This window comes from Paenibacillus solanacearum (assembly GCF_910593845.1).
GTDB classification, from domain to species: Bacteria; Bacillota; Bacilli; order Paenibacillales; family NBRC-103111; genus Paenibacillus_G; species Paenibacillus_G solanacearum.
The window spans coordinates 462,154-483,010 of the sequence record NZ_CAJVAS010000001.1; the positions used below are offsets into that span (position 1 = coordinate 462,154).

Sequence of the window (20,857 nt, forward strand, 5' to 3'; positions counted from 1 at the left end):
AGCGCGATGGATAAACCTTCATTTGGCGAGAAAACGTTTAACGTTGTGAACGTGACCTTGATGATCGTCATGTGCTTTGTCACGCTGTATCCGTTTCTATACGTCGTTCTGTCGTCGATCAGCGATCCGGGATCGCTTGCGCAGCACCGCGGGCTGCTGTGGAAGCCGTACGGCTTCAGCCTGAATGCATACAAGGCTGTCTTCGCCAATCCGAACATTGTGAACGGATACGGCAATACGCTGTTCTATGTGGTCGTCGGCACCTTCTTCAACCTCATCATGACATCGCTCGGGGCGTATTTTCTTTCCCGCCGCAACGTATATTTTAAAAACGCGGTCATGTTCATGATCGTCGTCACGATGTTTTTCCAAGGGGGGCTCATCCCGACGTATCTTCTCGTCAGCAATCTGGGAATGGTCGATACGGTGTGGGCGATGATCATTCCCGGCGCCATCAATACGTGGAACTTGATCATTATGCGGACGTCGTTCCAGGCCGTGCCGGTCAGCCTCGAGGAATCGGCGAAAATGGACGGCGCAAGCGAATGGACCATCCTATGGCGGATCATCATTCCTTTATCGATTCCGGTGATGGCGGTCATGCTGCTGTTCTATGCCGTAGGCCATTGGAATTCATGGTTTAACGCGATGATCTATTTGCGCGACCGCAATTTGTATCCGCTGCAGCTCATCCTGCGCGAGATTCTCATTACGAACAGCACGGACAGCATGACGACGGACGCCGCAGGCGTGGATAAGATGCCGATCGGCGAAACGATCAAATATGCGACGATCATGGTTGCGACGCTTCCGATTCTGATCTTGTATCCGTTCCTGCAAAAATATTTTGTCAAAGGGGTCATGATCGGAGCGCTGAAAGAATAAGGAAGGGAAGAAGGAAAAAGGAAGCCGAGTTCGAATAAGATAATATCGAGACTCCATGGAAGAGGTGATTTCGGTGCGGTTCGGCAGCACGCTGCGTGGCAGCGCTTTCATCACTCTCTTATTGTCTTATTTGGCCGTTTTCCTGCTTCCGCTTGTCCTCGGATCGATTTTGTATACCAAAACGAGCAATATTATGGTCGATAACGCCAACCGGGCGAATCTTGCGATGCTGGAGCAGCTGCGGCAGGTGATGGACATCAAGCTCAAGGATGTGGAGCAAATGTCCCAGCAGATTGCGTTCAATTCCCGGCTGCAGTGGCTGATGAGCAATACCGACAGCCCTGGCGACCAGGACGCTTACAAGTTCGTCGAATTCGTGACGGAGCATCTGTCGCGATACCAGAATGCCAGCGATTATATTCGCGACTATTACGTCTATCTCAGCGCGACCGATACGGTGCTGCTGCCGAGCGCCAAGACGACGGCCAATATGCTGTATGACCGCTTGTATCGTCCCATCGGCCCGGACTTCAATCTGTGGCGCAGCCGGCTGATCGATCGTCCTCACTATCAGGATTATACGCCCGTCACGTACGACACGCCGAGCGGCAAGCTGGACACGATTACATTCGTGCAGACGCTGCCACTGGGCGAGCCGAACGAATTGCGCGGAGCGCTGGTCATTCTGCTCGATATGAATAAAGTCCGCAGCATGCTGACGCAAATCGAGTCCGCCTATCAGAGCTCGGTCTTCATACTCGACCGCGAGAACCGGCTGCTTGTCGGCAGCGAGCAGCAGGCACAGCTCTGGGAGCGGCTCCGGCTTACGGTGCCGAAAGGCGGGGCGCCGTATGAATACCAGGATGAAGGCGTCGACAAGATGCTGCTGCATACCGAATCCGAGCGCAACGGGTGGAACTACGTCCTGATCATGCCGAAGGATGTGTATCTGGCGAAGGTGCATACCCTCAAAAACTGGATGATGACGCTGCTCGTCATCTGCCTTGCCGGAGGGGCTGCGGCGATCGTATATTGGCTCCACCGCAATTATGCGCCGCTCCGGGATGTCGTTCGCGCGCTGCAGAAGGAGAAGCCCGGGAAGGCTGCACTGCCGGTCAACGAATACGAGTTCATCCGCGAGACGATCCGGATGACCATGCACGAGGAACGGGAGCTCCGGCATACGTTATCCCGCCAAGCCCCGGTGATCCGGGCGAGCTTCCTGTCCCGGTTCGTCCGCGGGCAAGTGGATGGTTCCGGGATGACGGACGAGTCGCTGCAGTTCATGGACATACGTCTCGTGTCCGGCGAGTTCGCGGTCATCTTGATCGAGATCGCCGATTTCAGCGGCTTCAGCAGCGATTCGTCGGAGCGGCAATGGGCGCTTGTCCGGTTTATCATTTGCAACGTTGGCCATGACCTGATTCGGGAACAGGCGTGGGGGTACGCGGTAGAGCTGGACCGCAGCCGCGTCGCGCTGCTTGTCAACTTTTACCGGGAGGAGCGCTCTGAAGATTCTCGCATGCTGGACGGTATCGCCGACAAACTGCTGCCTGTCATGGAACAGCGTTTCAAAACGAACGTGACGATCGCGATCGGCGACGTGCACGAAGGCGTGGAAGGGGTCGGCGCATCGTATTTCGAGGCGCTCAGCGCGCTCGATTACAAGATGTACCGCGATCACGGCGCCATCATCCGCTACAAGGACATTGCCGATGCCGACCGGCATTACTATTACCCGATCGAGACGGAGATGCAGCTGATCAACTTTACGAAAAGCGGCGACGTCGACAATGTCGATAAAGTGATCGGGAATTTGTTTCATGCGCATTTTACCCAGCGCCGAATTACGCCGGATATGGGCAGAAGCTTGTGCAATAACATGGTGAGCACGCTGTGGAAGATCATTAACCCGCTGGACCCGTATTACAGCGAAGTGTTCGGGGAAGCGTTCGATCCGCTCAAGGAGCTGTCCGCCTGCTTGACCGTCGATGAGATGCAGGTGAAGATTCGGGAGTGGTTCCTTGCCCTGTGCGGTTACTTGAAGGCTAGCCGCAGCCGCGGCAGCCGGCCGTTGTCCGATCGGATTACGCAGTTCATCGAGCAGCATTACGGCAACGAACTGCTCAGCCTGACGATGATCGCCGAGCAGTTTGAGCTGACACCGCAATATTTGTCCGCACTGTTCAAGAAGCAGACGGGTACGAACTTGACGGATTACGTCACGAGAGTCCGGATCGATGCAGCCAAGAAGCTGATGAAGAACAAGAAGCTGACCTTTATGCAGATCGCCAATGAAGTCGGCTACGCCAACGATATCGGGTTCATTCGGGTATTCAAGAAGTATGAAGGCACGACCCCGGGCAAATACCGCGAATCGCTGTAATCATCGCCATATGAAGGAGACGATCTCCACGAATGCTGCCGCCGCGATGGCGGCTTTTTGCCGTTGACCCCGCGTTCATGGAAAGCTTGAACCCGCCATGGACGGAGAGAACGGGGACGGGGGAGACGGGGAGGTCGACTCACCGCAGGCTGCTACGGGCACGGGGATAAGTAGGACGGTGGAAAGATAAGGGAGACGGACACCACTCGGGCAATGGCCCATATAATGCATCATGATCAGAGAAAGGATGAATCAGCATGCATTTTCTTTTCGGATACGCGCCTTCCTTCTCGCCGAAGGAACGACCGACGCCATCGACCGATCCGTCGGATGTGTCGCAGTTTCAATACTCGGCCAAGCAAGGCATGATGCCCGCCGCAGATATGTCGAAGCTGCTGCATACGATTAGCACCCAATCGAGCTTCGCGCTGCGCTTGAAAAAAGCGGCTGCGGAAAGCAACAAGCCGGCGGTCAAGCATTTGATCCAATCGCTCGGCATTCAGACGCCGTTCGAAGTCACCGTTACGCCCGACGGAATGGCCATCGACTTCAAATCCTCCACATCCCATATTTGTTATGAGCTGCATGCAGCCTTGTGCTGGTAATTCGCTTACATGAAATGGTTGGCATTGGGAATAGTAACTAACGATGATTCGGGAATAATTGCGGCATGAAAGGGCAAGGAGCATCGTTATGGCGAACGGGAACACTCTCTCCGAAGGACAGCTTGCCGATTCGGCGGCGTCTTTTCTGCGAGCAATGAAAGACAGGCTAGGCGAGAGCGCCGATATTGTATACAGGGAGATGAAGCTTGGCCCGCATGCCGTCATCTTCGTATTCGTGGAAGGCATGGGCGATCCCCGGCATGTCATCGAATCCATTCTGAAGGATGCCGATTGGTTCTCCGATTCGCCCGTGGGCCTTTCCCCCGAAGCGTGCTTAACCTTCCTCAAAGAGCGAACGATTGCACTGGGAAAAGTAGGCGAGGTGCGTACCTATCCCGAGATGATGTCACAGCTGCTGTGCGGTCAGACGATCCTCTATATCGAGGGGGCCCGCACGGCGTTAAGTGCCGGAACGGAGATGCTGAAGCAGCGGGGAGTGGAAGAAGCCAGCTCCCAATCTGTCGTCCGCGGTCCGAGGGAAGGCTTCACGGAGTCGCTGCGCGAGAATGTCGCGCTGGTCAGGCGGAGGATTCACAATACCCAGCTGCGGATCGAGCATCAGAAGCTGGGACTGAAGACCGGCACATCCGTCGCGGTCATGTATTTGGAGGGAACCGTGGACATGGCCGTCCTCCAAGAGCTGCGCAGAAGGCTGAACGCCGTGAAGATCGAGAGCGTTCTTGAGAGCAATTATATTGAAGAGCTGATTCAGGACAGCCGTTACAGCCCTTTTCCGACCGTGTTCAACTCGGAGCGGCCGGATGTGATCGCATCGGCCGTACTGGAGGGGCGAATTGCGATATTCGTGGAAGGCACCCCCTTCGTGCTGGTCGTTCCGGCGCTATTCGTCCAGTTTTTTCAATCCAGCGAAGATTACTACCAGCGCGGCGACTTTGCCAGCTTCGTCCGCCTGCTTCGGTATTTCTGCTTTGTCGTCGCGCTGATCACGCCGGCGTTTTATATTGCCATTACGACATTTCATCAGGAAATGATCCAGACGACGCTGCTCATGAGTCTCATCGGGCAGCGCGAAGGCGTACCTTTTCCATCGTTTGTCGAGGTCGTGATAATGGAGGTGACGTTCGAAATATTGCGCGAGGCCGGCATACGGCTGCCGAAGTCGGTGGGGCAATCCGTTTCGATCGTCGGGACGCTGGTGATCGGACAAGCTGCCGTGGAAGCCGGGCTCGTCTCGGCCGCCATGGTCATCGTCGTATCGATTACGGCGATTTCCAACTTTGCGCTGCCCGCCTTTAATGTCGGGATATCCGTCCGGATGCTTCGCTTCGTTCTGATGGCGGTAGCCGCTGCTTTCGGGCTGTACGGCATTATCGTCTCGATCATTATGCTCAGCCTGCACTTGTGCAGCCTCCAGTCGATGGGGGTCCCTTACATGACCTCCTTCGCACCGTTTCGCTGGAATAGCCAAAGCGACGCCTTATTAAGAATCATGCGTCGAAGGAAGAAAAGCTAAGGCAGCAAAGCCTAGACATGTCCGCGCATAAGCAGACAAGACCAAGACAGATAGGACAGATGGTTATGCGAGGGATAGCAATCGGATTGGCGTTATCCGTGATCCTGACGATGATGCCGGGATGCTGGAGCCGGAAGGAGTTGAACGAACTGGCCGTCGTGATGGCGCTGGGGGTAGATCTTCACAAGGATGGCTATATCGTATCGGCCCAAGTGTTGAATTCCAGCGAAGTCGGTTCCAAGGAACGTGTAGCGGCCGGCAGTTCTCCGGTCATTACTTACAAGTCGGCCGGCCGAACGATTCCCGATGCGCTGCAGCGCCTATTGAATGTCGCTCCGCGAATGCTGTATTTGTCCCACGTTCGCATCCTTGTATTCGGCGAATCCTTGGCCCGGAAAGGGCTGAGCGATGCGCTCGATTTCATTTCGCGGGACCACCAGCTGCGTAACGATTTTTTTCTGCTGGTCGCCAAAAATACGGAGGCTTCGGAAATTCTTGACGTCATCTCGCCATTCGAGCAAATTCCGGCCAACTCGCTGTATTCCTCCATCCTCATCGCGCATAAAAAATGGGCCGCTACCGGCAAAATCAAGCTCCAGCAATTCATTACGGAGCTGGAACGGGGCGGATCGGATCCGATCATCTCCGGCGTTCTGCTGGAAGGCGACCCGGAAGCAGGACAATCGCTCGATAACATCAAAAGCATACAGCCCAAAACGCTGCTGAAGCATGCAGGCCTGGCCGTATTCAAAAAAGACCGGCTTGTCGGCTGGCTGGGAGAAGCGGCCAGCAAAACGGTGAACTATGCGCTGAACGAGGTCGATACGACGGTAGGTAACATCGCCTGTCCCGGCAGCGGCGTTGCCGGATTTGTGATCGAGCGTTCGGCCAGCTCCTTCGATGTTCGTCTGGATGAGAACGGAAAGCCGTCCTTCGTAGTGAAGCTTCGCGCGGAAGCGAACTTGAATGCGGTTCAATGCAGTGCCGATTTGAGCAGCCCGTTGACGGTGGAAGCCTTCGAGAAAGAGCTGGAGCGCAAGATGGAGCGGCATATCGGGCATTATGTCCGCGAAGTTCAGCACAAGTATGGTGCCGACATTTTCGGCTTCGGCGAAATGCTGCACCGTAAATACCCCAATTTATGGAGGAGTTATCGGACCGACTGGGATGAAATCTTTCCGACGGTTGACGTCGGGGTCCGCGCCGACGTCAGCATTCGGCGAATCGGTTCGATCATTCAGCCTCAGAAACGGAAGATGATGGAACGATGAGATGGAGCATCGGTGTACTGCTGTTTTTGCTGGTCGTTTTGGCGCTTGAGACGCCGCGGATGGTCAAGCTTCGATCGCCGCGGGACCTCGTCGTCTTTTTGCTGCTGTGGGGGCTTGTCTTCGTTACGGCCGTCGCCAACTGGGCGAGATGGCCCGGACTAAGGCCGCTCGATTGGATTCGCATCGTTATGCAGCCCGTCAATCGGCTGTTTTCTTGAACCGTGGAAGCGGGGGAACCGAATGAACCGATGGAGCCGGAAGACGGGAGGCGGGGAGTGCCGTCATGCAGAGAGAAATTACGGCGTGGCAGTTTTACATATTAACGTTCGGCCTGACCGTAGGCACTTCCATTCTGGTAACGCCTGCCGGCCTGGCTCATTCCGCGCGGGAAGACGCCTGGATCGCTTCGTTATGCAGCATACTGTTTAACCTGTTGATGGTTGTGCTGTATTTGGCCTTGTCCCGGTTGTATCCCGGAAAGACAATATTCGGGATGTTGGAGAGCGGCTTTGGCAAATGGCTGGGCAAAGCGGTTGCGATGTTGTATCTTTTTTATTTTTTGATCTTGACGGGCACGCTTCTGGGCAACCTCGGTTTTTTTATTACGAGCGAAATGATGACCGAAACGCCGATCGAGGCGATTCAAATCTTATTCCTGATCGCGGCCGCGATGTGCGTACGGCTCGGTATTGTAATTTTGGCAAGAATGGGGGAATTGATGTTCCCGCTGGTGGTTTCTCTGTTTCTAATCCTTGTACTTGCGCTGCTTCCGCAAATCGATTGGGACTATATCCGGCCTATGCTTGAAGACGGCTGGACGCCTGTAATGAAAGCCGGCTTTCATTCGGCCATGTTCCAGGAGCTGGTGGTGCTGCTGACAGTGCTTCCTCTGGTCAAAAGGGGGCCCGCTGTGGACCGGGCTTATCTGGGAGGCGCTATGACGGGAGGGGCGGTGTTGGCGATCGTCGTCCTGCTGAGCGTACTGATCATGGGCATCGAGCAGACGGAGAACAGCTCCTTCCCGGCCTTTGCGCTTGCCAAAATGATCAATGTCGGCAATTTCTTTCAGCGGGTCGAGGGCATCTTCATAACCATCTGGGTGCTGACCTTTTTTATCAAAATCTCTTTGCTCATCATATCTCTGCTGTGGGGGTTACAAGCCGTATTCGGATTGAAGGGGCATCTTCCTTTGGTCTACCCCGTAATGGTGCTCATTATTATCGTCGCTTGGAACACGTACATCAACACGGTGTACATCAATGAGATTATCGCAAAGGTGTGGTCGGGCTTTTCCATGCTGTATCTGCTGTTTTTCCCACTGTGCTTGTACGCGGTAGGGCTGGTGAAGAAAAGCTTCTCGCACAAGTAAACGAGATATCTAGGACAGACGGGAGGCCGGTGGGCGGTATATTTGCTGCGTGCTATGCGATACGTATAGAAATGCTAAATTTGTAAAATAGTAATAGGTGCGCATAACGAATATCGTACAGGGGACCGATCGATGCATGGGATACCTTCGTAACTGGCTTGGACGCAAAAAACAAAATCCCTTGAGGCAGCAAGAGCCAAGCGGGAGCATGCCGATGCCGATCAGAGACGATATACAGACCAATGTCGACTTGCTGAGAGGGTTGTTCACGCATACGCCCGATTTGATTATTCGGCGATTCCGCATCAAGACCAGCGGCGCGCTTGCCGCGCTTGTCTATATGGATGAGCTGACGGACCGCAAGGCGATCAACGATAACGTGCTGCACCCGCTAATGCATGAGGCGGGCGAAGGCAGCGAAACCGACAGCATCATTACAGTGGGCGACGTAAGGCGCGCCTTCGACATGCTGCAGATCGAGCGAGCGATTCTGCAAGGGAGAAGCGTGCTGCTCGTAGACGGCGTGCGTACGGCCGAAGTGTTTGACACACAGGGCTGGCCGCAGAGAGCCATTGAAGACCCGCAGCTGGAAGCCAGCATCAAAGGCTCCCATCAAGGCTTCGTCGAAACGGCCACGCAAAATATCGCCATGATCCGCAGATACATCCCGGACCGCGAATTGAAAATCAAAGAGTTTATCGTCGGGAAACGCGGAGCGACCAAGGTCAGCGTCCTGTACTTGGCTGACGTTGCGAATCCGGAAACGCTGCAGGAGCTTGAAGACCGCATCGCGCGAATCGACGTGGATGCTGTGCTCAATACGGGAGAATTGGAGGAATTTATCGAGGACAACCCGTATTCGCCGTTTCCACAGTTTTCGACTACGGAACGCCCGGATGCGGTTGCGTCGCATGTATTGCAGGGGAGACTGGCCGTCGTTATCGATCGAACGCCGGGCGTCTTGATCGGCCCCGTTTCTTTTATCACTTTTTTTCAAAGTGTCGATGATTACAATTCTCGCTGGCAGAGCTCTTCGTTTTTGCGAATCATCCGGTTCTTTGCTTTTTTTGTGACCATTCTGCTCCCCGCTATATATATTGCGGTCATTTCCTTTAATTTCGAAGTTATCCCTCTGCAGCTGCTGCTGTCGGTCGGGACGTCCAGAGTGGACGTGCCGTTCACACCTCTGGTTGAAGCACTTATTATGGAGCTCACCCTCGAGATGTTAAAGGAAGCGGGCATCCGGCTGCCGGCGCCGATTGGCCAAACTGTAGGCATTGTAGGTGCCATTGTCATCGGGCAGGCGACGGTGCAAGCCGGGATCGTCAGCAACATTATGGTTATTGTCGTGTCCTTGACCGCGCTGGCCTCCTTCATTGTTCCCAATCACGACATGTCCGCCGCACTGCGCCTGATCCGTTTCCCCATGATGCTCATCGCTACATTTTTCGGACTCGTCGGGGTGGCGATCGGATTAATGGTGCTGCTCGGTCATCTGATCGCGCTGGAGTCGCTGGGAATGCCGTACTTCAGCCCGATCAGCCCGATGATGTTCGCCGATTGGAAGGACGCGCTCATTCGGATGCCTTTATGGAAAATGAACAAGCGGCCCGTGAGCACGAATCCAATGCAGCAAATACGTCAAAGCACGAATGATCGGAAAGGTGACGACGGATGAGTAAAAACGCGCCGAACGAAATAACGGTCCTGCAATTCGCGTTTATGATTCACGGGGCGCAGCTCGGCATCGGGCTGTTATCGTTACCCAAAGTACTGGCGAAAGAAGCCGGAACCGACGGATGGATCTCCTTGCTCATGGGATGGGCGGTCGCCGTCGTCTGCAGCATCGCTATCGTTCAACTGATGAAACGTCATCCGGGCGCCAGCTTGTTCGACTTGCTGCGCCAATATTTCGGCAAAGCTATCGGGACGCTGCTCAGCGCATTGCTTTCCCTCTATTATTATTTTGCATTCTTCACGAGCTTTTTTGCATCGGTGCACGTGTATAACGAGGAACTCTTGCCAAGGACCCCTGTATTTCTTCTGACACTATTGTTTTCACTTCCTGTATTTGCCATCACAAGGCATAAGCTGCGCGTCGTGGCTCGTTATGCTGAATTGGTGTTTTGGGGGTCTTTGTGGCTTATCCCTTTGTATTTGTATCCGCTTCGGGATGCGATCTGGCTGAACCTGCTGCCTGTCCTGCAGGAAGGATGGCTTCCCGTCCTCAATGGAGTGCCGACGACTGTGTACTCCTATCTCGGATTTGAAACCGCATTAATTTTGTATCCTCATCTTAGCAATAAAAAAAAGGCAGTGCATGGGGTTTTGCTTGGCAATACGTTAACCATGGCTATCTATTTTATTGTCGTTATCGTTTGCTTTACTTTTTTTTCGCCAGACGCCATTACTTCGTATAGTTTGCCAACGCTCAAGGTAGTCAAAATCATCGAGTTTCGCTTTTTGGAACGCATCGAGATTATCGTCTTGATCGGCTACTTGTACATGCTTTCCAGATTGTGGATCATTTATTTGTACAGCGCCGTATTCAGTACCAGCGAACTGCTGAGGCAGAAGGAACACCGTTCGTATTTGCGCATGTTCATGCTGGGCGTGATTGTGTTTTCGTTTGTGTATTCCCCTACAATGGAATGGATAGAACAGATGAAGAAACTGTTCAACCAGCTAGGAATATATTTCGCCTTTGCCTTTCCCGTATGTTTGTTCGGTTATACTCGTCTGGTAAGCGTGGTGCGAAGGGAGAATTAGACGTATGAAGCGTGCGTGCCTGCTCGTCTTAAGTGCGATCAGTATCCTTATAGCCGGATGTTACGATCAAACCAATCTGGAGGAACTATCGTTCACGCTGATGATGGGGCTGGACGTGGATGATCATGACAATTTCATCGTGTATTCCTCGAGCCCGGTTTTCAATGAAGAAGCGAAGGATAACGTGGAGGTTCAATCCGTAGTTGCCCATACGCTGCGGGAAGCTCGCAACAAAATCGATGCGACGCTGACGGGCGTGACGATCGCCGGGAAAAATCAATCGGTTCTGCTCAGCAAGCGGTTCGTGCAACAAAAGGAAAATTGGTTTGACCTGATGGATTTGTTTTACCGGGAAGCGAAGCAAAGTGCATCTCCGAGAGTCGTGCTGGTCGACGGGCCGCTAAGCGAGATATTCAATTTAAGGCCGGGAGACAAACCGCGTCTTCCCATTCATGTCAGAAGGCTGATCGACACGGCGCACCGCAGAAACATTACGGTGATGACCACGCTGCAGGATTTGCGCCGCCAAGTTAAAGATCGGGCGATGATGCCTTATATATCGGAAATCAAGAGAGAGAAGAGGGAGATTAAAGTCACCGGGACGGGTTTATTGTCGAAGGAAGGAAAATATGCGACCTCCCTCTCGATTTACGAAAGCGAGCTGTTGTTGATTCTTCAAAATCATATCAAAGATAACGCAACCGTTTCGTTGCCCGTGAACCTGTCCCATATTAGCGGAAGTAACAACGAATATGTCGCGATTGATATCAAAAAAATTAAACGAAAAATAAAAACATCCTTCGACGGAGAGACGTTCCGATTCGACGTCACCTTGAAGCTTCTCATCACCTTGTTGTCTAAGGACTTTAATATCGATATACAACAAGATATCGACACATTGAAATCGGAAATCGGCCGACAACTGCAGGAAGGATTTACGGCGCTCATTGCCAAATGCCAGTCCCACCGCGTCGATCCCGTCGGCTTCGGCCTCCATGCCAGAGCGTTTCAGTATGCCGCATGGAAATCCGTACAGGATCAGTGGGATACCGCTTTTGCGAAAGCGAAGATCGGCGTCAAGGTGCACATTGATATGCAGTCGGCCGGCGTCACCGAATAGCGCTATAGTCAAGGCGGTTACGCGAGCTCGGCTCATGCAACCGCAAAAAAGAGGCTGCCGCGGCAGCCTCCAGCCAGTGACCGGGGATGTCAATTCATAATGATGCCGTTAAACAAGTGCTCGTTGCCCAGCATCAGATTGATGATGAAATAAAATAACGGAGAACCAAGAAGGATAATGAATATAATGCAGAGCGGAACTAACCCGTTAAAAGGCTTCGATTGATGCGTTTTTTTGGCTGTTTCCATAGGATTTTGCCCCCATTCCATAACTTGATTATAATCAAATTATAGGTTGCGTTCGCGACGGTGTAAGTGACATTTATCACAGCTGCACGCATGTGTCTTGCGACAAAAGCGTCGACACGCAGCTTGCCGCCTACTGAACGATCGCGAATGGCAGGCGTACACTTGTTGGAGAAGTCTGGTGTGCCGAAGAAACAGATCAACTTACTTTATGGAGGTTCATGTATGACACATTCGCAAACGGTTCAAGCCTTGTTTAAACCATGGGCGCACGCGAAGCTGCCGCTGCCTAATCGGGTTGTGATGGCGCCGATGACGCGGCAATGTTCTCCGGACGGCGTTCCGGGCGCCGACGTGGCCGCATATTACCGCCGCCGGGCGGAAAACGGCGTCGGACTGATTGTGACGGAAGGGACGATTATCCGGCATCCGGACGCATCGAATCAGCCGAACGTGCCGCATATGTATGGCGAAGCAGCGTTAAACGGCTGGGCGAACGTCGTTGCCGCGGTTCATGATGCTGGCGGCCGGATCATCCCGCAAATTTGGCATATAGGAACGAGAGGCCACGTCAACGATTATTCGGAATCGGACATCGCCGCGATCGTCGATGCTTTCGCCCAAGCGGCCTTGGAGGCGAAGCGGCTTGGGTTCGACGGCATGGAGCTCCATGGCGCGCACGGTTATTTGATCGATCAATTTTTCTGGGAGAAGACGAACAGCCGGACCGATAGCTATGGCGGCGACATGCTGAAGCGCACCCGCTTCGCGGTGGACGTGATCGAAGCTTGCCGCCGCGCCGTCGGTCCGGAATTTCCAATCGTGCTGCGCTTCTCGCAATGGAAGGCAAGCGACTACGGCGCGAAGCTGGCCGCTACGCCGGCGCAGCTGGAACAGTTTCTGGCTCCGCTGGTTCAGGCGGGCGTCGATATATTCCATTGCTCGACCCGGCGGTTCTGGGAGCCGGAGTTCGAAGGCTCGAATCTTAACCTTGCCGGCTGGACCAAACAGCTGACGGGACTTCCGACGATCACGGTCGGCTCGGTCGGCCTCGACAGCGATTTCATGAGCTTCTTTACCGAAGGAAAGGCAGCCGGCAACGACAAACTCGACGGACTGATCGAGCGGCTCGAACGCGACGAATTCGATCTGGTGTCCGTAGGCCGCGCTTTATTGGTCGACCCGGCGTGGGCGGACAAAATCCGCGAGAACCGGACGGACGAGCTGATCTCCTTTACCCCGGAGGCGCTGAAAACCCTATATTAATTAGTACTAATGGTATGTTGTGCTGATGACTCGCCGCTTTGCGAAGCGGCGAGTTTGTCGCTTGCCATCGACTTGAACGCTCTCGGATTGGTGCCGTACCGTTTGCGGAACAAGCTGGCAAAATGATTGTAGCTCTGAAACCCGACATCCTCCGCAACCTCGGTCGCCCCCCTGTCCGTATGCTCCAATAACAGCGCTGCCTGATCCAGACGAATCCGGTTCAACGCTTCAATGATCGAGCAGCCTACCGTTTCCTTGAACAAATGCGATAACCTGGAGGGAGATAGCCCGACTTCCCGCGCCAATTCCGCAATTTGGAAAGGCCGCTTCATTTGCGTCGATAGCAGGTGAAGGGTCTGTTCGATACGGGGATCCATGGGGTTGCTTTGGCGCTGCTTCAGCAAAAGCAGTATTTCTCGAAGAGACTGATGGCATAATTCCTGCCAATACGGCCTTCGCTCCTGCCAATCCGCAATGATCCGCTTGAACGCCCGGTACATTCGTTTGAGCACATAGCTGTTATCGATATGCACGATGGCGCATGCCTCGGCAAATTCGAACCTCGGCTCGAGCAGCTCCGGCGAGAAATGAGTCCATACGAAGTTCCACACCTCGCCGCGGCATGTTCCATATTGATGAGGGGTATCGCCTCTCATAATCGCTACATCCCCAGCCCGGCAAATCCGCTTCCCCTCATCGGTGATAAAGTAACCTTCCCCCTGCAGCGTTAGCGCCAGCAAACAATCTCTGATCCCTTCCGGTCGTTTTACACTATAAGAATCGTTTTCCGCAAAATGCCCCGCGACGATGATGCCCTGTACAGGATAATCGTTGTAGTCATCCGGATCGTTATACTGTTTCATGCCTGAATACACCTCGAATTCGAATGCCCCGTAAGATCTTGCAATGGGGGGTAGAATGAATTGTAGCATATTATCAATAGCGAATGGAGCTCTTATTGCTAAAAATAGCAGAATTGTGATAGTAGATTAGCGAGTTTGTTACTTCCGGCCCGAGGGGTGTTTGGATAAGATAATCGTATAGAACAAGTTCATTTTAAGGAGGGGCCGAAGTGCTTGATTACAGCAAAGAAGTGATACGGCCGGTTATTTCGTTAGACGGGGAATGGCGGTTCGCCTTGGATGCGCAGGAGCAGGTGAAGGGGGAAGAATGGACCGGGGAGAAGGCTGATCGGGCGATCCGGGTACCGGGGTCTTGGGAGGAGCAAGGCTTCGGCGAGCCGTCGGAGCATAGCCCGATCGGGACTTGGAAGAAGCTTAACGAATACACGGGCGTTGCGTGGTATGCAAAAGAGATCGCGGTTCCCGAAACGATGCAAGGGCATCGGTTTCTGCTAAAGCTTGCCGGCGTGCGCTGGAAATCGCAGGTATGGATCGACGGACAAGCGGTCGGAGAAGAGGATAGCCTGACAAGCGAGCATACGTTCGATATTACGCCGTTCGTTCGGCCAGGCCGTCTGCAGCAGCTCGTCGTCAAGCTGGACAACCGGATGCTGCTGCCGCTTGCGGAAAGCCACATTCATTCCTACCACACCGCTACGGCTTGGGGCGGGATTACCGGCGGAGCGCGCATCGAGGCACTGCCCCCTTCCCGAATCGAGCGAACGGCGGTCACGCCTGACGCCGCTTCGAAATCGGTCGATCTGGCCGTCTCTCTGTCGTTGGATGACGAAGAGGCGGCGGATTCCAAGTGGCTGGTGGAGGTTGCCATAACGACAGCGGAAGGCGCCGTTATCGCCGACGCTTCCGTACCTGCCGGCGGCAGCGGCTCCCGTCGCACGCTCGCTGTGAAGCTGGAGCTGGGAGAAGGGGCTCGGCTGTGGTCCGACCGCGATCCTGTGCTGTATCGCGCATCGGTGCGATTGAAGCGGGAAGGCATCCTGCAGGACGAATACGCCTTCCGATTCGGCCTTCGATCCATCGAGGCCCAAGGGAAGCAAATTATGCTGAACGGAAACTCCATTTATTTGCGAGGCTACGTGGATTGCTGCATCTTCCCTCAGACGGGATATCCGGTATGGGATTTGGAGCACTACCGCAAGCAGTTCCGGACCGCGAAGGAACACGGCTTCAACCATGTCCGTCTACACGGCTGGACGGCGCCCGCGCCGTTCTGGCAGGCGGCGGACGAGGAAGGGATGCTCGTGCAGACGGAGCTGCCCCACTGGTCCAACTTCTACAATTTGCAAAGAGGCACGCTGCCGCAAGAAGTACACCGCTTCTTCGAGCGCGAGCTGACGCGAATTATCGCATCGCTGAACGCGCACCCGTCCTTCGTCATGCTATCGCTAGGCAATGAACTGATCAACTCGCAGGGGAATCAGGCGCTGAACGAGCTGATCCGAACGGCGCGAACGCTCGATCCTTCGAGAATGTACACCGACAATGCAGGCTACGGCGAACTGCCGCCGCTGGACAGGGAAGGGGATTACTTCATCCCGACGCTGAACTGGCATACGCCTTATCATATCGATAATGCCGCGACACCCAATTCCTGCGAGGATTACGAGAAAGTGACTTCGTTATCCGACAGTCCGGTCATTGCGCACGAGCATGGACAATTTACGATGTACGTCAGACCTTCCGAGGAAAGCAAGTATACCGGCGTTCTGCGTCCGCACTGGCTGGAGACGACCCGGGAAACGCTGGAAGCGAAGCGGCTGACGGACCGCGTCGACGAGTTCATCGATGCGACCGGGACGCTGCTGGTCCGGGCGCTGAAGGAAGCGATGGAACGGGCGCGGCGCACACCGGGGCTGGCAGGCATCCAGCTGCTGGACATCCGCGATTTCCCGGGGCAAGGCCATGCGACCACCGGTATTCTGGACGTATTCTGGGACAGCAAGGGCATCATTGAACCTGATGCATTCCGGCAATTCAACGATGAGACCGTGCTGCTCATGAGATCGCAAGGAAGAACGTTTGCCGCAGGCGAAGCGCATGCGGTCGAGCTCGAATGCTCGCATTTCGGAACCGAGCCGCTCTGCGGAGCGACGGTCACCTGGGAGCTGACGGCGGAGGGCCGAACCGTTCGCAGCGGTTCGCTGGAGAACGTGAACGTAACCAGCGGCAAGCTGCAAAGTCTGGGACGCATTCAGCTGGAAGCGGGGGCGGAAGAGACGCGCGCGCAAGCGCTCGAGCTGCGGGTCACGCTGGCGTGCGGGGAAGCTCGCATTCATAACCAATGGGAGTTCTGGGTATTTCCAAGGACCACGAAGCTGCCGCAGTCCAGCCGCATCTGGTCGAGCATCGCAACCTTGCGTCCCACCTTGCCCGGCGCGGATTTCCGGCAGGAGTTCGGCGTCAACTGGCTGAGCCACAAGGAAGAGAAGGGGACCGACCTCGCGATTACCGACGTGTTGTCCCGCTTCGTTCTGCAATATGTGCTAGACGGCGGCAGCGCCTGGCTGATGGCCAGAGCGGACAATATGCATGATTACGTGAACTCGAAGTTTTTACCCATATTCTGGAATTATATGTGGTTCCCGCTGCAATCGGGCACGACCATGGGGATGGTCATCCACGACCACCCGCTGATGTCGCAGTTTCCGCATGACGGCAAATCCAACTGGCAGTGGTATCACCTGGTGGACAAAACGCCTGCGATTTGTCTTGATTCGGTGCCGCAGATTCAACCGGTCGTCGAAGTCATCGACAATTTCAACCGCGGCAAGAAGCTGGCGTATGCCTTCGAAGTCAAGATCGGCAAAGGCAAGCTGTTCGTGTCCAGCTTGCGGCTCAACGAGCGGTACGATATCAAGCGGCCCGAAACGGCGTATTTGTTTCAGCACATCGTTCAATATTTGCGAAGCAGCCAGTTCGATCCGGCCGTTCGCGTCAGCGTAGGCGAGCTGCTCGGACTGTTTAAACTGAATAACAGGCCTTGATTGAGAACAACAAAAGAGAGAGCAAGGAGTGTGGGAAGGCATGTCAATAAGCACGGAACAGCGGGTTCGCGTCTGGGAAGAAGATAAGGTCATCCCTACGTACGAGACGGGGGAGCCCGACAAAAATCCGATGTTTTTGGAGAAACGCGTCTATCAGGGCAGCTCGGGCCGAGTATACCCTTATCCGGTCATCGATAAGATTTGTGACGACAAGGTAGACAAAACGTATCGTCTGGTCATTCTGGAGAACGAATACGTGCGGATCGAATTGATGCCGGAATTGGGCGGGCGCGTCTACCGAGCGCTGGACAAAACGAACCAGTACGACTTCGTCTATTATAACCGCGTCATCAAACCGGCTCTCGTCGGGCTGGCGGGTCCGTGGATTTCCGGCGGTATTGAATTCAACTGGCCGCAGCATCACCGCCCGAATACGTTCGGTCCGGTGGAGTATAAGCTCGAGGCGAACGGCGATGGCAGCGCGACCGTCTGGATGAGCGAAATTGACCGCATGTACGGGACGAAGGTGACGGCGGGCTTTACGCTCTATCCGGGCAAGGCGTATCTGGAAATTCATGCGCAGCTGTACAACCGTACGCCGCTGCCGCAAACGTTCCTGTGGTGGGCCAACCCGGCGGTTGCCGTCAACGATCATACGCAATCCGTGTTTCCGCCGGACGTGCACGCCGTCTTCGACCATGGCAAGCGCGATGTCTCCCGGTTCCCGATCGCGACAGGGACGTATTACAAGATGGACTACTCCGAAGGGGTGGACATTTCCCGCTACAAAAATATCCCGGTCCCGACCTCCTATATGGCTTACCGGTCGGATTACGACTTCGTCGGCGGGTACGATCATCAGTTGCAAGCAGGCTTGCTCCATGTAGCCAATCATCACGTGTCGCCGGGCAAAAAGCAGTGGACGTGGGGCAACGGCGAATTCGGTCAAGCCTGGGACCGCAATCTGACCGACGAGGACGGGCCGTATATTGAGCTGATGACCGGTGTCTTCACGGACAACCAGCCCGATTTCAGCTGGCTTCAGCCTTACGAGGAAAAGTCGTTCAAGCAGTACTTTATGCCGTACAAAAACATCGGCGTCGTGAAGAATGCGACGATCGACGCTGCGGTGAATCTGGAAGTCGACGAAGAGACCCGGCAAGCCGAGCTTTCCGTCTATGCGACGTCAAGCTTCGAGCAGGCGATCGTCGAGCTTCGTGGCCTAAACACCGTCTATGTCCGGGAAAGCGTCACGCTGTCGCCCCGCGAAACATACGTGACGACGGTCAAGCTTGCCGCCGCAGACGAGCCGCATCATCTGACGGTAACCGTAAAGGACCGGACCGGCCGCATCCTCGTGTCGTACCGTCCCAAGCCTGCGGCTATCGAAACCATGCCCGAAGCGGCCAAGCCGCTGCCGGCTCCTGCGGAACTCGGCACCCATGAGCAGCTGTATTTGGCCGGCTTGCACCTGGAGCAGTATCGCCATGCAACCTTTGAACCGGAGGACTACTACCTGGAAGGCTTGAAGCGCGACCCGGGGGACAGCCGGATCAATCTGGCTTACGGCAAGCTGCTGCTCAGACGCGGACAGTTCAAGGAAAGCGTGACGTATTTCCGCCGCAGCATCCAGACTTTGACATGGCGGAACCCGAATCCGTACGACAGCGAAGCCTACTACCAACTGGGCATCGCCTTGAAGCTGCAGGGGCGCTTGGAGGAAGCATTCTCGGCGCTGTACAAATCGGTTTGGTCTGCTGCGATGCAGGACGTCGGTTATTTCTCGCTGGCTCAAATCGCAGCGGAGCAGGGTGACTGGGCCGAAGCGCTGGAGCTGGCCGAACGCTCGCTTATTCGCAATTCGCGCAACTATCAAGCGCGACAGCTGAAGACGGCTGTGCTGCGCAAAGCAGGCCGGTGGGATGAAGCGGAATCTTTCGCCTTGGATACACTGCGTTTGGACGCTGCGGATTTCGCTGCGCATCACGAGCTGTACTTGATCGGCCAAGCGAAAGGCGACGCCGACAAGGCGGAGGCTGCAAGGAGCCATGCGCTGAGACTGATGCGGGGGGATCTTCGCAACGTTCTGTCGCTTGCCGCAGACTACGCCGGCAGCGGATTGTATGAAGAAAGCTTGCACACGCTGGAGGAAGCGAAATCGGAGCTGAATGAGCAGGCGTACCCGATGCTGCATTACGCGCTGACTTACTGCTGCGCCAAGATGAATTTGCATGAAGACGTCTTGGTCCATCTGGACAACGCCTTCGCCGCTTCGCCGGATTATTGCTTCCCTAACTCCCTCATGGAGCTGCAATGGCTGGAGCTTGCATTGAAGATTCGACCTGAGGACGCGAGAGCGCATTACTACTTGGGCAATCTGCTGTACGACAAGAAGCGGCATGACGAAGCGATTGTCCACTGGGAGGAGGCAGCAAGGCTGGATCCTGCCTTTCCTACCGCTTTGCGTAATTTGGCGCTCGGTTATTACAACAAAAAGTCCGATCCCGAAAAGGCGCTGGCTGCCCTGGAGAAAGCGTTCGACTGCAATCCGGCCGACGCGCGCATCGGCTACGAACGGGATCAGCTGTACCGGAAGCTGGGCTACAGTCCCGGGAAGCGTCTGGAGCTGCTGGAAGCGCACATGGGGCTCGTGGAAGCAAGGGACGATTTGTTTATTGAATACGTGACGATGCTGAACATGCTGGGCCGGCATGATGCGGCGCTCGCCAAGCTGCTGAAACGCAAGTTCCATCCGTGGGAAGGCGGCGAAGGGAAAGTGACCGGGCAGTATGTGGTTGCCCGAGTGGAATGGGGCAAACGGCTGCTAGGGGAAAAGCGTTACAAGGAAGCCGCCGATATGCTGCTGGCAGCGCTAAGCTATCCCGACAATCTGGGGGAAGGCAAGCTGGCCGGCGCACAGGAGAACCATGTGTATTACTATCTTGGCTGCGCCTTCGAGGGCATGGGAGACGCGGAGCAGGCGAGGCGTTCGTTCGAGAAAGGCTCCGTCGGGCTGGAGGAGCCGACGAGCGCGATGTACTACAACGACCAGCCGCCGGACATGATCTATTATCAAGGATTATGCTGGCTGAAGCGGAACAACAAGAAAGAAGCGGCACGGCGGTTCAATAAGCTGATCGATTACGGAGAACAGCATGTAACCGACCAAGTACAAATCGACTATTTCGCCGTATCGCTGCCGGATTTCCTCGTATTCGAGGATGACCTGACGCGCCGCAACGAAATCCACTGCCGCTATATGATGGGACTTGGCTATCTGGGCAAGCGTCTGACCGGTCCTGCGTTGGAACAACTGCAGGCTGTGCTCAAGCTGGATCCCAATCATCAAGGCGCCGCACTCCATTTGGAGCAAACGGAATAACACGGATAGTAGGGAGGGGCTGCTGCCTTTTCCACTCGGAAGGCCAGCCCGTACCTCATCAAGCGACCGGCAGGGCAGAGTCATTGTCCTGCCGTGCGCAGAGGTGACGTAAGCAATC

Annotated in this window: 15 protein-coding genes; 13 read left to right on the plus strand and 2 right to left on the minus strand. The window is 54.9% G+C overall.

Features of this window, described 5'->3' with window-relative positions; translation table 11 throughout:
• The first annotated feature begins 6 nt into the window (after positions 1-6).
• The 10 genes from KXG62_RS01945 (at position 7) to KXG62_RS01990 (ending at position 11,939) form a co-directional block, all read left to right on the plus strand.
• Complete coding sequence (locus tag KXG62_RS01945) at positions 7-885, plus strand: carbohydrate ABC transporter permease (protein ID WP_218090205.1); 879 nt, start codon at positions 7-9, stop codon at positions 883-885.
• A 55-nt stretch (positions 886-940) separates the two neighbouring features.
• Positions 941-3,271, plus strand: a complete 2,331-nt coding sequence (locus KXG62_RS01950) for a helix-turn-helix domain-containing protein (RefSeq protein ID WP_218090206.1) — start codon at positions 941-943, stop codon at positions 3,269-3,271.
• Between the two features lie 257 nt (positions 3,272-3,528).
• On the plus strand, positions 3,529-3,876 hold the full coding sequence (locus KXG62_RS01955; RefSeq protein WP_218090207.1) for a YuzC family spore coat inner layer protein: 348 nt from the start codon (positions 3,529-3,531) through the stop codon (positions 3,874-3,876).
• A gap of 88 nt (positions 3,877-3,964) precedes the next feature.
• Entirely contained in the window at positions 3,965-5,410 is a 1,446-nt protein-coding gene (locus KXG62_RS01960) for a spore germination protein (RefSeq protein WP_218090208.1), read from the plus strand.
• A gap of 65 nt (positions 5,411-5,475) precedes the next feature.
• On the plus strand, positions 5,476-6,681 hold the full coding sequence (locus KXG62_RS01965) for a Ger(x)C family spore germination protein (protein WP_246627255.1): 1,206 nt from the start codon (positions 5,476-5,478) through the stop codon (positions 6,679-6,681).
• Positions 6,678-6,899 carry a hypothetical protein gene (locus KXG62_RS01970; protein WP_218090210.1) on the plus strand — a complete coding sequence of 74 codons (222 nt, stop codon included), beginning with the start codon at positions 6,678-6,680 and terminating at the stop codon, positions 6,897-6,899. Before KXG62_RS01965 ends, KXG62_RS01970 begins: the two co-directional genes overlap by 4 nt.
• 65 nt (positions 6,900-6,964) lie before the next feature.
• Positions 6,965-8,050, plus strand: coding sequence for a GerAB/ArcD/ProY family transporter (locus KXG62_RS01975; protein WP_218090211.1), 1,086 nt, complete (start codon positions 6,965-6,967; stop codon positions 8,048-8,050).
• A gap of 136 nt (positions 8,051-8,186) precedes the next feature.
• Positions 8,187-9,728: a spore germination protein gene (locus KXG62_RS01980; protein ID WP_218090212.1), complete on the plus strand. Its 1,542-nt coding sequence runs from the start codon at positions 8,187-8,189 to the stop codon at positions 9,726-9,728.
• Positions 9,725-10,819, plus strand: coding sequence for a GerAB/ArcD/ProY family transporter (locus tag KXG62_RS01985; RefSeq protein WP_218090213.1), 1,095 nt, complete (start codon positions 9,725-9,727; stop codon positions 10,817-10,819). Before KXG62_RS01980 ends, KXG62_RS01985 begins: the two co-directional genes overlap by 4 nt.
• A gap of 4 nt (positions 10,820-10,823) precedes the next feature.
• The gene (locus tag KXG62_RS01990) at positions 10,824-11,939 is read left to right on the plus strand and encodes a Ger(x)C family spore germination protein (protein WP_218090214.1); all 1,116 of its coding nucleotides are present in this window, start codon (positions 10,824-10,826) and stop codon (positions 11,937-11,939) included.
• Between the two features lie 89 nt (positions 11,940-12,028).
• On the opposite strand, the gene KXG62_RS01995 is transcribed toward KXG62_RS01990, so the two are convergent.
• Positions 12,029-12,187 carry a hypothetical protein gene (locus KXG62_RS01995; RefSeq protein ID WP_218090215.1) on the minus strand — a complete coding sequence of 53 codons (159 nt, stop codon included), beginning with the start codon at positions 12,185-12,187 and terminating at the stop codon, positions 12,029-12,031.
• 222 nt (positions 12,188-12,409) lie between these two features.
• Between KXG62_RS01995 and KXG62_RS02000 the strand changes: the two genes are divergently transcribed.
• Positions 12,410-13,450, plus strand: a complete 1,041-nt coding sequence (locus KXG62_RS02000) for an NADH:flavin oxidoreductase (protein ID WP_218090216.1) — start codon at positions 12,410-12,412, stop codon at positions 13,448-13,450.
• On the opposite strand, the gene KXG62_RS02005 is transcribed toward KXG62_RS02000, so the two are convergent.
• A complete protein-coding gene (locus tag KXG62_RS02005; RefSeq protein ID WP_218090217.1) occupies positions 13,447-14,313 on the minus strand; it encodes a helix-turn-helix domain-containing protein in 867 nt (288 codons plus the stop codon). The genes KXG62_RS02000 and KXG62_RS02005 overlap by 4 nt on opposite strands.
• Before the next feature lie 209 nt (positions 14,314-14,522).
• Between KXG62_RS02005 and KXG62_RS02010 the strand changes: the two genes are divergently transcribed.
• Both KXG62_RS02010 and KXG62_RS02015 read left to right on the plus strand, forming a co-directional pair.
• Complete coding sequence (locus tag KXG62_RS02010) at positions 14,523-17,357, plus strand: glycoside hydrolase family 2 protein (protein WP_218090218.1); 2,835 nt, start codon at positions 14,523-14,525, stop codon at positions 17,355-17,357.
• 40 nt (positions 17,358-17,397) lie between these two features.
• Positions 17,398-20,739 carry a DUF5107 domain-containing protein gene (locus KXG62_RS02015; protein ID WP_218090219.1) on the plus strand — a complete coding sequence of 1,114 codons (3,342 nt, stop codon included), beginning with the start codon at positions 17,398-17,400 and terminating at the stop codon, positions 20,737-20,739.
• Positions 20,740-20,857 lie beyond the last annotated feature (118 nt).

What these genes read in the sequence shown, in the direction of transcription:
- KXG62_RS01945 (WP_218090205.1), top strand. Translation starts at nt 7, where the DNA reads ATGGATAAACCTTCATTTGGCGAGAAAACGTTTAACGTTGTGAACGTG.
- KXG62_RS01950 (WP_218090206.1), top strand. Translation starts at nt 941, where the DNA reads ATGGAAGAGGTGATTTCGGTGCGGTTCGGCAGCACGCTGCGTGGCAGC.
- KXG62_RS01955 (WP_218090207.1), top strand. Translation starts at nt 3,529, where the DNA reads ATGCATTTTCTTTTCGGATACGCGCCTTCCTTCTCGCCGAAGGAACGA.
- KXG62_RS01960 (WP_218090208.1), top strand. Translation starts at nt 3,965, where the DNA reads ATGGCGAACGGGAACACTCTCTCCGAAGGACAGCTTGCCGATTCGGCG.
- KXG62_RS01965 (WP_246627255.1), top strand. Translation starts at nt 5,476, where the DNA reads ATGCGAGGGATAGCAATCGGATTGGCGTTATCCGTGATCCTGACGATG.
- KXG62_RS01970 (WP_218090210.1), top strand. Translation starts at nt 6,678, where the DNA reads ATGAGATGGAGCATCGGTGTACTGCTGTTTTTGCTGGTCGTTTTGGCG.
- KXG62_RS01975 (WP_218090211.1), top strand. Translation starts at nt 6,965, where the DNA reads ATGCAGAGAGAAATTACGGCGTGGCAGTTTTACATATTAACGTTCGGC.
- KXG62_RS01980 (WP_218090212.1), top strand. Translation starts at nt 8,187, where the DNA reads ATGGGATACCTTCGTAACTGGCTTGGACGCAAAAAACAAAATCCCTTG.
- KXG62_RS01985 (WP_218090213.1), top strand. Translation starts at nt 9,725, where the DNA reads ATGAGTAAAAACGCGCCGAACGAAATAACGGTCCTGCAATTCGCGTTT.
- KXG62_RS01990 (WP_218090214.1), top strand. Translation starts at nt 10,824, where the DNA reads ATGAAGCGTGCGTGCCTGCTCGTCTTAAGTGCGATCAGTATCCTTATA.
- KXG62_RS01995 (WP_218090215.1), bottom strand. Translation starts at nt 12,187, where the DNA reads ATGGAAACAGCCAAAAAAACGCATCAATCGAAGCCTTTTAACGGGTTA.
- KXG62_RS02000 (WP_218090216.1), top strand. Translation starts at nt 12,410, where the DNA reads ATGACACATTCGCAAACGGTTCAAGCCTTGTTTAAACCATGGGCGCAC.
- KXG62_RS02005 (WP_218090217.1), bottom strand. Translation starts at nt 14,313, where the DNA reads ATGAAACAGTATAACGATCCGGATGACTACAACGATTATCCTGTACAG.
- KXG62_RS02015 (WP_218090219.1), top strand. Translation starts at nt 17,398, where the DNA reads ATGTCAATAAGCACGGAACAGCGGGTTCGCGTCTGGGAAGAAGATAAG.